An 11692-nucleotide genomic window follows, 5' to 3' on the forward strand; every position below is an offset into this window, starting at 1 on the left:
TGCCCCCCGCGGGGCGGCAACCCCCCCCCGGCGGGGGGGTACCCCCCCCCCCCTTGCGGGCTTACCCCACCACCGGGCCGTAAGGCCCGGCGTACGTCACGGAGGTGACGTACGCCGACGACCACCAGGAGCACGCCGGGCCCTGCGGCCCGGTGGGTCACTGGCTCGCCCGGGAGGCTCCCCGGAAGAGACCGGCGGCACCGACCAGGGGGGTGATGATCGTCGCGAGGTCCGCCAGAGGACCCCGGAGGCCGGGGCGGTCGACCAGGACGTACAGGAGGCAGGCCACCGCGAGGCAGCCGACTGCGGCCATCAGGAGGTGCACGGACCGCCGCGACGCGGCAACCGGCACCAGGGCCGGAGCGGGCGGGGGCGGGACCACGGGCGCCGGAGCGGTCGTCGGGGCCGGAGCGGTCGTCGGGGCCGGTGCGGTCGTCATCGTCGTCGTCATGAGATCTCTCCTTCGTTGGTGCGCTCCGGATGAGCGCGGGGCCTACAGTCCGCGCCGTCGGCCGGTCGTTCCAGTTCTCGCGAAAATCCGATCCGGGCCTCTCCTTGGGGCCGATGACGGGGTGTCGGGACGGATTCGCGAGGACTGGACAACCGGGGTGGTCGGGCGCTGTGGCAGCACCATGCGGTGAGGCCGGCCAAGCCGCGCAAGTCCCGTCCGGCGGGCCTCATAGGCACTAGGGGGTGGTTCTCTGGGCGGGTCGCAGGCCGGTCGGGACTGCTGGCAGCACCCTGCACTGCGACAGAACAAGGAGCGCTAGCCCCTGGGCTCCTACGCCTTAGTTATGGAGGGGTAAAGCGCGAAAGTGACGGGCGACTTTCGGTCGCGGGCTGTGGCAGCACACTGCACTGCGGCGGGGTAAGCCGCGCAAGCCCCGTTGTTGTGGGAGGGGGATCTGGTGTCGGGCGGGTGGTGGGACGGATTCGCGGTGGCTGGACAGTCGGGTGGTCGGGGCTGGTGGGAGCACTCTGCGGCGGGGCGGGGTTAGTCCCGCAAGCCCCCGCCGGGCGGGTTGCTGACATCACCGTGACGGGACGGGGCGGTGGTGGGCGACCGCGCCACCACACCGACTTCACCGCCCCCAGGCGGTGCGGGCGGGCACCAGCGTGGTGAGGACGAGCACCACCAGGAGCACGGCTCTGCCGCCTCGCACGCGTATCACTGGTGCGAGGGCTCGCACGCGTGCGAGGTGTGCGACGGGTGTGGCAGCACACTGCACTGCGCCGGGGCAAGCCCCGCAACCCCTGCACTTGCTCTCAAGGAAGTCGGTGACCTCCGCGGGGAGAGAATGGTCGGGTGACCACCCGCCGCCCGCTGGGCACCGGACCCGTACCCGCCGCCGACGACCAGGGGGCACCGCCCGGTGGGGCCGTACCGCGTGCCGTACTCGCGGCGGAGCGCCTGGAAGGGGCCACCGCTGCCCCGCCCGTCTCCCGGCCAGCCGGGCGACGCCCGCTCAGCACCGGCCCCACCACCGCCGGGTGACGAGTGGGGGTCACCCAACCGGACCGGCGGCGCGGCGGGCGGTGCAGGCCGGGGCGGGGAGGATAGGGGCATGAAGCGTCCGATGCTGACCCAGCGGGAGGCTGCCACCGCGTGCGGTGTGAGCCGGCCACGATCCGCCGCCGCCGTGAGGCGGGAGACCTGCCCGGCGCGGTCTCGGACGAGACCCGGGGATGGCTCATCCCGGTGGACGACCTCTTGGCGGCCGGGTTCCGGCTGAACGCTCCCGCCGGCCCCGATCCCACCGCGGCTTCACCGGCCGGGAGGGCTCCCGGGGGAACCTATTTGGTGATGGTGGGGTCGATCCACGCTCCGTAGCCCTCCTGGGTGCTGAAGGACTCCTGGACGGTGAGCTTGATCCGGAAGACGCCGCTGATGTTCAGGGACACCTTCTTCACGGTGTCCCCGGGAGCCATCGTGAACTCTTTGGCGACGCCGTCGTCGAGCTGGACGGTGAAGGTGATGACGTCGCCGGAGGGCGTGGCGTCCGAGACACCGGCGCTGGCCGTGAACGTCTTGTACTCGCGGCCGAGCTGCCAGGTGCGCTCAGCCTCGAACGCGTACAGGGTCGCGGGGTAGGCGCGGTTGTTGACGGTGAGGGCACCGGCGGTGAACGAACGCTTGGTGCCCTCCGGGTAGACGTCCATCGGCACCAGGTCCTCGATCAGCGACCAGCTGCTCCGCTCCGGCGCCGGCGCAGGCGCGGCGGATGTCGCCGGGGCCGAGGGCGTCGCGGGTGAGGGCGTCGGTGTGGTGCGGGGGGTCGCCGACATCGGTGGGGTGGCCCGGTTGTCCGTGTCACCGTTACCGGCCGCCCAGATCCCGACCGCGACGCCGCCGCCCGCCAGGCACACCACGGCCGCCGCTGCGGCGATCAGCACCAGGGGACGCCGGCGGCGGCCGGACGGTGACGACGGTTCCGTGAAGCTGGTGGGGGGTCCGGGAGGCAGGGGCGGCGACGGTGTCTGGTGCATTCCCGCACCCGTCCCGGTTCCCGCCGGGACCAGGTCACCCGGACTCCCGGCCGCCTCCATCACCGCCAACCGCCCTCGGCAGTCGTCCAGCTCCGTGACCAGCACACCACGGCGGTGGACGAGCTCGCCGCGGTGCTCGGCCAGGACCCGGGCCTCCTCCTGGAGCCGGCCCAGACGTTCCCGACCCCCGATGCCTGTGCCGGGCAGGGTCTGCGCCCGGCGGGTCTCCTCCTCGAGGTCCAGGCGGAGCCGGTTCTCCCGTCCGCGGACCTCCGCGAGCTCCGCGGCGAGCCGGTGCAGGGCTTCCTCACCATCCAGAAGGCGCAGCAGGAGAGAGTTCTGGTCGCTGCCCCGGGTGGTGGCGCCGGTGTCGATGAGGACGGTGCGGTAGGCGGAGAAGAGTTCCGTGCGGCGCTGCGGGGCGGCGGGGTCGTCGGTGCGGCGGGCGACCTCGGTGAGGAGGTCGTTCAGGAAGTCCCACGGTGGCAGGTTGGTGCCCAGGGTGTACTTGCGGACCGTGGAGTCCTTGTAAGCCGGGAAACGGGCGGCGAACTCACGCGAACTCAGGCCCGTGAGGTCCAGCAGAACCCGCAACCGGGCACCGAAAGCGGCCTTGATCCGGTCCCTCTCCTCACGCGCCTGCCGGCGCGCGGGCAGGTCCTCTCCCCGGCCGTTCTCGTGCTGGCTCACCTGTGCTCCCCCTCACCACCCGGCCGGTGCTCCCCCGCACCGAAACCCGTTGTCGCGGCGCGGTCGCCCACCACCCCACAGCCCGGTCACTGTAAAGCCAACTCGCCCCCACAGCACTGGGGTTGGGCCCTTCCCGTACGGCAAGTCGCGGGAATGGCCGAACCCCGCCCACCGCGGGGCCCCGACCTGGAAGGCAACACCATGACCGGCCACCTCATCACCGTCCTGCTCCTGCTCACCCTCACCGGGCTCAGCATCGGACGGCTCTCCTACAAAAACCCCGCCCTGGGCACCTCCATGGTCACCGCCACCACCGTCCTCGCCCTCCTCTACACCATCCTCCAGAACTAGGGCAGCCATGTGAGCCCAGACACCGCAACGGTCCGGGCACCGGACACAGGGACGGGTCATCGAGAGCCGGCCCAGCGGGAGGCTCCCGGCGCGCGCTGCGCGAGCTGGCCCCCCTCCGCAACAAAGACGTTCGGACGTGCCCGGGCCAGCCTCCACCCGGACACGCCCCTGGCCCTGAGGGCTCACCGCTCCTGGTCGTCCTCGTTCTTCCGGTCGCTGTTGCGGGCGCGGTGTGCGTCGAGGGCGAGCTGGGCGAGTGCGGTCAGGGCGCCGATGGCGGCGAGTGCGGTGTTGAGGTGGTCGAGCATGAGGGTCCTCCCCGAGTGGTGCCGCGGAACGGGGGTGTTCGGCGGCTGATGGGAGGTGACTGTGGAGGGGGATCGGGTCGTCCGGGAGTCAGGAGCCGGACAACGCAGGTAAGTTCCGGACCAGGGGCTCTTTGTCCAGGACAGGCCGGACAGCACAGCAGCCCAACGGGCGGGGGCTCACATGACACCGAAGACCGGCGGCGGCAGGCCGTGGGGGCCGATCCGCGCGGAGAACCCTGCGGCACGCAAGCTCGCCGAGACACTGCGCCGGCACGTGGACGACTCCGGGAAAACCCTCGCCGTCCTGAGCAGCGAGATCAGCATGAGCAAGGCCCAGACCGGGGTCTACCTCGCCGGGAAGCTACCGACACAGCCGTTCATCGCCGCGCTGATCAGAGCGACGGTCCGCCCCGAACTGCGCGGCCGCCGCCAGGAAGAAGCCCTCACCCTCCGCGACCAGGCCCTGCGCCCTGCTCCCCGCACCGCGACGGGTGCACCCGTCGTGGCCGGGCCGGGTGCGGGGTATGCGGTGGAGCTCGCCGCGGCGCAGGCCCGGCAGATCGAGACGTACGACCGCCTGACCCGGACCCTGGAGCAGCGGGCGGAGGTCGAGCGGGCGAAGAACAATTCCGACAAGCTCGTCATGGTCCTGCTGAACATGATCCACCAGCTCGACCGGCGGCTCAACGACCTCGCCAAGGAACGCGACCAGCTGCTCAACCGCCCCCGGAGCGAGGCGTTGGAGGATGCCGAGCGGAAGCTGGCCCGGGCCGAGGAGCAGGAGCAGCGGGCCCGGGCGGAGCTGCGGCGGGCGGAGGAGAAGCAGCGCCAGGCCGAAGACCTCGAAGCCCGCGTCACGGATGAGCTCCGCCGGCTCACCGACGAACTCGAGCGCCTCCGCGCCGGCGACACCACCTCACCCATCGAGACCCTGCCCGCCCTGCCCGACGAGACCGAGGCGTGGCCAGTGTCGTCGGATCCGGTCGGGGACGACATCGACGCCGTCCTCGCCCGGGCCAGCCAGGTGAACGACGAAAACAACACCACCCTCAACCGTCTCACCAGCGAACTCGACGAACCAGCAGCCGGGGTTGTCCAGGACAACCCACCAGACAACCCCGCGGTCCTGGCGGGCCGCTCCGTGAGCGCGGCCTCGTCTCTTCCCGGCGTGCCGGATGAGGGACAGGAGGCAGTGCGCGCGCTGCTGCGGCGCAGCCCGGCGCCCGATCTGTTCGTTCGTTTCCTGGCCGAGGCAACGCGGTGGGAGAACGTCCAGGTGCACGGCATCAAGCGTCAGAACGCCAAGCCGGGGGCGCCGCTCGACTACAGCGGCTACCTCCGGCTGCGCCGCCAGGGCTCACAGTTCGGTGGCTTCGCCTACGTCTACGCGGAGCGCAGCAGCATCAACCTCCGGCTCCACCACACCCGGGAACAACTCGACGCGATAGGAGCTACACAAGCTCGCACCCTTGTTACCGGGCACCGTGCGTACCGCGTCAGCATCGACCTGACCGACGAAGCCAGCCTCGCCCAAGCCATCCACCTCGCCTTCCTCGCCTACGACGCCACGTGAGTGCCAGCCGCGGCCACCCTCTCGGGCAGGTAGGTGGCCGCGGTACGGACGTGATGCACGCACCGGGCAGGGCTCTCCGGCAGCCTCGGCCGCGGTCGGCCTGTACCTCCCGGACGCCCCTCGTCCGTCTTCTCGGTGAGGCGGGGGGCGGCGGCCGGGGCGTCATGAGGTGACGATCGGGACGACGAGGGCGGCGACGAGCGCCGCGCCGACCATGGCGAGCGTCAGCGGGGCGATCAGCTTCGGGTGGTGGTGCCCGAGGTAGAGAAGTGCGCCGACGAACATGACGGTGACCAGGACCAGGAGCACGGCGACGAGCAGGGCGAGCGAGGACATGACGGTGTTCTCCTTCGTGGGGTGAAAGGGGCGCTCCGGGTGAGCGCGGGGACAACAGTCCGCACCTGCCGCCGGCCATTCAATATTTCGCGAGACTCCGATCCAGGTCTCGTCGGCGAGCTGGTGACGGGGCGTCGGAGCGGATTCGCGAGGGCTGGACAACCGGGTGGTCGAGACTGCTGGAAGCACAGTGCGATGCGGCGGTGTTAGCGGCGCAACACCTACTCCTGGCTTCCTGTGGGCAGGGGTGGATGGTCGACGTGACGGCCGGGAGGGGACTCCTGCGCTGTTATCGGGGGCCGTCGGTCGTGCGAACCGCCCAGGCGAGGCGTGACCACCGGGCAGCGGGCTGGGCGGGGAACAGTGCCTTGGGTACTGGGTCGGCGCAGAGCGCTACCGCGCCCCGGGGTGAGCCGGTCCGTCTCCCGCCTTCAGAGTCAGGGTCTGCCCGGTGCGGTCCGGGGTGAGCGGCGTGGTGCTTCGCCGGCATGGTGCTTCTCCGTTCGTCGTTCCCCGTGCGAGGTGCAGGGGTCTTTCGAACATCACCAGTGCCGTGCCGTTGCCGGAAGGGGGCAACGACGTTTCCGGGTGATCGGCAACGGGACTCCTGGTTCAAGGCCGTGCGGTGAGCTGGCAGCAGGCGGCATCATGCAAGCCTGGAGCGAGGGGGCGCACGTGAGTGAAGAGTCGGTCAGCATAGAAGCCAGCCTCTACGGCGAGGCCCTCGATGCTGCGTATCAGCCTGTCCGCGACCGTGGTGATGTCCAGCAGTACCGGCTTGCTGAGAAGGCGAATTTCCACAGCGGCACAGTGAGCCGCTACCTCAACGGGGGAGCGGTCGCTCCCGAGAGATTCGTGGACGTCCTAGCGGTGTTCGTCTCCGATCACGGGCACCCGCTGTCCCCCGAAGCGCACGCGGAGTTGCACCGTCTGCGAAAGAGCGCGCAGGCAGCCCAGACGCCTAGGGCCAAGCTGCGTCGGGCCCTAGAAGAGATCGAGCAGCTGAAGAAGGAGCGCGCCGCTTTTGAAGAAACGGCCCTGGCCAGTCAGAACGCCGCGGTGCAGGAGGCTATGGAGGGGATACGGGTCGCTACCGCTCGGCGACTGGCCGAGCTGGACGAGGACCTGAAGGGGATCAACGAGGAGATCAGGAAGGAACTCGCCCAGGAGAAGCGGCTCAGGCAACAAGTCGAGGCCGAACGGGATCAGCTGCGACTGGAGTTGCGGGACAAGAACATGCTGCTGGCGGACGCGGGTGAGCTCGTACGCAGCAAGAACGCAGACCTGGAACGCAAGGAGGAAGAAGCGGAACGCCGCGAGGATGAGCTCCAGCAGCTACGCCGAGAGGTCAAGGCCCTGCGCGGCCAGCTGGCCCGGCTCCGCGAGGAGAAGACCGTTCCCGATGGGTCGATAGAGCCCAACAGTGTCGTGGCCTCGCCGAGTGCCGGACACACCGCGACAGCCTCCCCCGGAACGGGAACAACCCGTGCTTCACGCAGTACCCCGCAGAAGAAGCCGGGGACCCGGCCCGCGCAGGTGCCTGCCCCACAGCCGCAGACCACGGTCACTCCGGCGCCGCAGGACAAGCGCCGTGTTCGCCTGATCTGGCCCCTCGAACCCCTCTTCGCGACCATCAACATGCTCGCCAGCACCGGTGCACCCCTCCTCATCCTCCTGAACTGCGCGGCCTTCGCCGCCGCCTGCGGATCGAAGGACGGGCCATCGCTGACAGGGCTCGTCCTCCTCGCCATCGCCGGCCTCCTCTTCACCCTGATCGGCTACGCGATCCTGATGGTCATCTCCGTCATGACAGACGGACTCACCGGCGATCACCAGCCCCTGACCCTCAAGGTTCACCGGTGGGCCTTGTTCGCCTCGCTCCCGGCACTCGCCCTGGGCATCCACCTCCTGGTCACCACCCGCGTCACCAACACCGGACTGTGGTGGCTCCACCACTTCGGCATCACCACCTGAACCAGCACACCGGCGGCCGCGCGGCAACATCCAGCTGCCGGGAGGAAAACGTGATCTTCGTGCGGCCCATCCTCGACCCCGCAACACCGAGAACACGGCCGATGTAGCCACCACGTCCCGTGACGTGAGGGGCGTGCCCGGGGCCTCTGCCCGGGCACGCCCCTGGCCGTGAGGGCTCACCGCTCCTGGTCGTCCTTCCTGTCGCTCTTGCGGGCGCGGTGGACGTCGAGGGCGAGCTGCGCCAGGGCAGCCAAGGCGCCGAGGGCTGCAAGGGCGGTGTTGAGGTGGTCAAGCATGAGGGTCCTCCCCGAGTGGTGCCGCAGAACAGAGGGTGTCCGGCGGCTGATGGGAAGTGACTGTGGGGGTGGATTGGGTCGTCTGGGAGTCATAAGCCGGACAACGCAGGTAAGTTCCGGACCAGGGGCTCTTTGTCCAGGACAGGCCGGACACCACAGCAGCCCAACGGGCGGGGGCTCACATGACACCGAAAGCCGGCGGGGGCAGGCCGTGGGGACCGATCCGCGCCGAGAACCCCGCGGCACGCAAGCTCGCCGAGACGCTGCGCCGGCACGTGGACGACTCCGGAAAGACCCTCGCTGTTCTCGGCGGCGAGATCAGCATGGGGAAGGCCCAGACCGGGGTCTATCTCGGCGGGAAGGTGCCGACAGAGGCGTTCATCGTCGCGTTGATCAGAGTGACCGTCCGCCCTGACCTGCGTCAGCGCCGCCAGGACGAAGCCCTGACCCTGCGTGAACAGGCATTGCGCCCCACTTCCCGCACTGCGGCGGGCGCATACTCCGCGCCCGGGCCGGGTGCGGGGTATGCGGTGGAGCTCGCGGCGGCGCAGGCCCAGCAGATCGAGACGTACGACCGTCTGACCCGGGCCCTGGAGCAGCGGGCGGAGGTCGAGCGGGCGAAGAACAACTCCGACAAGCTCGTCATGGTCCTGCTGAACATGATCCACCAGCTCGACCGGCGAGTAGCCGGCCTGGTTGAGGAACGCGACCAGCTCCGCGCCCAGCCCTGGAGTGAGGCGCTGGAGGATGCCGAGCGGAAGCTGGCCCGGGCCGAGGAACAGGAACAACGAGCCCGGGCGGAGCTGCGGTGGGCGGAGGAGAAACAGCGCCAGGCCGAAACCCTCGAAGCTGTCCTTCAGGATCAGCTCCGCCTACTCACCGACGAACTCGACCGCCTCCGCGCCGGCGACACCGCCTCGCCCCTCGACGCCCTGCCGGTCCTGGCCGACGAACTGCAGGAGCATCGCCTTTCCGCGGATCCGGTCGGGGACGACATCGACGCCGTACTCGCCCGCGCCAGCGCGGTGAATGAAGAAGACAACACCACGCTCAACCGTGTCACCAGCGAACTTAACGAGCCGACGGCCGGGGTTGTCCTGGACAACCCACCAGACAACCCCACCAACGTGGGAAATCTGGAAGTCGGCCGCAGCCATGCCGTGTCCGTGAGGGAGGCCAGCGCCCCGGGACGGGCTGCGGGCCTGCTCCACCAGCCGCTCCCCGACTACAGCCGCACCTTGAGCTCGAAAAGCCTGGACCCCCGCTACAACCATGCCGTGAGCGTGGGACCAGCCAGGTCTGGTGAGCGGTCCCCCGTTCTGCTCGACAAGCTGCCCGGCTACATCCGCATCCTGCGCGCCCGCCGCGAGAGCGGGATGGAGACCGGTGACCTGGAGCGGGCCGAAGCCCTCTTCGGCGAGCCTCTCCCAGACCACTCCCACCCACTGCTCGTCCGCTACAGCGATGCTGTGAGCGTGGGAAAGGCCGGCGATCCGGAACAGGCCGCCGCTCTGCTCCAGGAGCTCCTTCCCGACTACACCCGCAGCCTGGGCCCCCTTCATTCCGACTCTCTGCGCGTCCGCTACAGCCATGCCGTGAACGTAGGAGAAGCCAGCGACCCGGAACACGCCGCCGCCCTGTTCCACGATCTCGTCCCCGACTACACCCGCAGCCTGGGGCCCTACCACCCCAGCACGCTCAACACCCGCCGCCGCCATGCCGTGAACGTAGGGAAGGCCGGCGACCCGGAACAGGCCGCCAATCTGCTGCACGGGCTCCTTCCCGACTACACCCGCGTCCTGGGGCCCGCCCACCCCAACACCCTCAACACCCGCTACAACCACGCCGTGAACGTAGGGGAGGCCAACGACCCGGAACAGGCCGCCGCCCTCTTCCACGGGCTCGTCCCCGACTACACCCGCGCCCTGGGGCCCGCCCACCCCAACACCCTCAACACCCGCTACAACCACGCCGTGGCCGTGAGGGAGAGCGACGACCCAGAACACGCCGCCGCCCTCTTCCACCGGCTCATCGTCGACTACACCGGGGCTTTGGGCGCCGACCACCCCGACACCCTGCACGCCCGCGCCTACCGACGCAGGAACCTGTAGACGATGCCTCGTAGCGGGAGCCTCTCCGTAGGGCAGCGCGGTCGGCCCCGCCCCCGCGACAAGCTGCACCGTGGTGCACAGCAAGGGCACCACCGCCCTCGCCTCTGCCGAGCGCGGCCTGGTCGTGAAGAAGCTCCTCACCGAAGCACGGCACCACGTCCTATGCCGGCATCGTGTTAGTCGAGAACAACCGCGCCCTGGTAGACCAGCGAGACCGAGCGCTTCTGTAAGTACGGCGGTCTGGTCACTTCACCCAGCTGCCAAAGCCGTGCGGCAGCAGCGCATCCACCCTGGGCTTGTTCTCCGCTATGCGGTGCGGCCGCTGGGTGCAGGTGACCACCAGCATCCCGAAGTTGGTCCGGAAGCACACGGAGTTCCAGCCGACGCCCCCGCCCCTGCCCTGGGCGGAAACGGGAATCCGGCGGCTGTGCCTACACGTCCCGTACCTGCAGCACCCCAGCGCTGCGGCTCTATGGATGCCACGCCGGAGATGAACGTCGTCATCAACGGCGGGAAGGACAACTTCTTCAGGCAGCCCCTTGCAGCTGGCCCCTCATACCCGTGGAGCAGTTCAGAAGCGGCTTCTTCTTCCGAAAGGGCCGGGGAAACCTACTGGTGCGCCGCACCCGTCCCACCAGCAGCGCAAGGTCGAGGTTCGCCCCACACCGTGTGGGTGAACGCCAGCAAGGACACCAAGAACAAGAAGGAGAAGGGGTTCATCAGGAAGGCGGAGTACCGCCCGAGTCTCTGTTCTCCCTTGGAGCGCGACGTGCTCCCGATCTATGTCGAGAGCCCGTCCACCGGATGGGCATGAGTGCTTTCACCGACGTCGGTTCGGGTGCTGAGCTGCGAAAACTTCACCAACCGCGTTGTCAGGTCAGGTTGTTGCCTGCCGGGCCTCGCACGGCTCCGTGTCCATGGGTTGTCGGGGCCGCCCCTTAGGCTCATATGACGAGGCCCGCTCATGACTGAGGGAGACCCCCGTACGGCTTGCTTTGGACGGCCGCCGTACACAGATCTCCCTCGCGTCTACCGAGGGGCCGCTGTCCCGTCCCGATGCGGAGAAGGAAGAGAGGCACCATGGCATCCACTGACGTACCTGAACCAGGTACTCATCCCGACGGTACCCGAGAGCACCGTCAGGACAACCTGTTGGGCTGGGCCACGCTCGTCGTGGGCGTGCTCGGCATGGCCGGGGTCACGGTCCTGGCGATAGCCGGCGGCCCCGAAGCCGCCACCGTGCTCGGCACGACCACAGCTGCGGTCTGCGCCGTCGGCGGCACCCTGGCGGCACACCGCCGATAACACCCCGAAGCCGGTGGAGAACGACCCCAGGATCAGGGGCATCCTCCACCGGCTTCCGAAGTCCACTGACAGGACCGTCAGGGCGAACCGGCACGGTTCCTCTGCCCGGCAGCCCTTGCAACGGAGTCTCCCGATGTCTCCTGGACGATGACGGTTCGCCGAACTCAGGCCCACGATGCTCACGAAGGGTGGGCGGGCGCGAGGACTGGATGTCGCCGGTGGCCTCGGGCTCCGGGGCGCCGGCAGCGATGGTGGTGGTGC

Annotated in this window: 12 protein-coding genes; 7 read left to right on the forward strand and 5 right to left on the reverse strand. The window is 69.7% G+C overall.

Annotated features, from left to right (window positions below):
* Positions 1-157: 157 nt before the first annotated feature.
* Positions 158-451, reverse strand: a complete 294-nt coding sequence (locus AB0917_RS30865) for a hypothetical protein (RefSeq protein ID WP_366822987.1) — start codon at positions 449-451, stop codon at positions 158-160.
* A gap of 855 nt (positions 452-1306) precedes the next feature.
* Between AB0917_RS30865 and AB0917_RS30870 the strand changes: the two genes are divergently transcribed.
* Positions 1307-1495, forward strand: coding sequence for a hypothetical protein (locus AB0917_RS30870; RefSeq protein ID WP_366822988.1), 189 nt, complete (start codon positions 1307-1309; stop codon positions 1493-1495).
* Positions 1496-1794: 299 nt separating this feature from the next.
* On the opposite strand, the gene AB0917_RS30875 is transcribed toward AB0917_RS30870, so the two are convergent.
* Positions 1795-3177 (reverse strand): NPCBM/NEW2 domain-containing protein, encoded by a 1383-nt coding sequence (locus AB0917_RS30875; protein ID WP_366822989.1) that lies wholly within the window; start codon positions 3175-3177, stop codon positions 1795-1797.
* A gap of 153 nt (positions 3178-3330) precedes the next feature.
* Here AB0917_RS30875 and AB0917_RS30880 point away from each other — a divergent pair, with 153 nt between their 5' ends.
* Entirely contained in the window at positions 3331-3528 is a 198-nt protein-coding gene (locus AB0917_RS30880) for a hypothetical protein (protein WP_366822990.1), read from the forward strand.
* Between the two features lie 182 nt (positions 3529-3710).
* Here the strand turns inward: AB0917_RS30880 and AB0917_RS30885 are convergent, their stop codons facing one another.
* Positions 3711-3836, reverse strand: a complete 126-nt coding sequence (locus AB0917_RS30885) for a hypothetical protein (RefSeq protein WP_366822991.1) — start codon at positions 3834-3836, stop codon at positions 3711-3713.
* Between the two features lie 181 nt (positions 3837-4017).
* Here AB0917_RS30885 and AB0917_RS30890 point away from each other — a divergent pair, with 181 nt between their 5' ends.
* The gene (locus AB0917_RS30890; RefSeq protein ID WP_366822992.1) at positions 4018-5409 is read left to right on the forward strand and encodes a hypothetical protein; all 1392 of its coding nucleotides are present in this window, start codon (positions 4018-4020) and stop codon (positions 5407-5409) included.
* 162 nt (positions 5410-5571) lie between these two features.
* Here AB0917_RS30890 and AB0917_RS30895 read toward each other — a convergent pair whose 3' ends face one another.
* On the reverse strand, positions 5572-5745 hold the full coding sequence (locus AB0917_RS30895) for a hypothetical protein (protein WP_366822993.1): 174 nt from the start codon (positions 5743-5745) through the stop codon (positions 5572-5574).
* Between the two features lie 675 nt (positions 5746-6420).
* On the opposite strand from AB0917_RS30895, the gene AB0917_RS30900 reads away from it, so the two are divergent.
* On the forward strand, positions 6421-7719 hold the full coding sequence (locus AB0917_RS30900) for a hypothetical protein (protein ID WP_366822994.1): 1299 nt from the start codon (positions 6421-6423) through the stop codon (positions 7717-7719).
* A gap of 478 nt (positions 7720-8197) precedes the next feature.
* Positions 8198-10126, forward strand: coding sequence for a hypothetical protein (locus AB0917_RS30905; RefSeq protein WP_366822995.1), 1929 nt, complete (start codon positions 8198-8200; stop codon positions 10124-10126).
* 244 nt (positions 10127-10370) lie between these two features.
* Here the strand turns inward: AB0917_RS30905 and AB0917_RS30910 are convergent, their stop codons facing one another.
* On the reverse strand, positions 10371-10496 hold the full coding sequence (locus tag AB0917_RS30910) for a hypothetical protein (protein WP_366822996.1): 126 nt from the start codon (positions 10494-10496) through the stop codon (positions 10371-10373).
* 303 nt (positions 10497-10799) lie between these two features.
* Here AB0917_RS30910 and AB0917_RS30915 point away from each other — a divergent pair, with 303 nt between their 5' ends.
* Together AB0917_RS30915 and AB0917_RS30920 are read left to right on the forward strand one after the other, a co-directional pair.
* Positions 10800-10940: a hypothetical protein gene (locus tag AB0917_RS30915; RefSeq protein WP_366822997.1), complete on the forward strand. Its 141-nt coding sequence runs from the start codon at positions 10800-10802 to the stop codon at positions 10938-10940.
* Positions 10941-11278: 338 nt separating this feature from the next.
* On the forward strand, positions 11279-11431 hold the full coding sequence (locus AB0917_RS30920) for a hypothetical protein (RefSeq protein WP_366822998.1): 153 nt from the start codon (positions 11279-11281) through the stop codon (positions 11429-11431).
* Positions 11432-11692: the final 261 nt, after the last annotated feature.

Origin of the sequence: Streptomyces sp. NPDC007346 (assembly GCF_040703535.1) — a bacterium.
Taxonomy (GTDB): domain Bacteria; phylum Actinomycetota; class Actinomycetes; order Streptomycetales; family Streptomycetaceae; genus Streptomyces.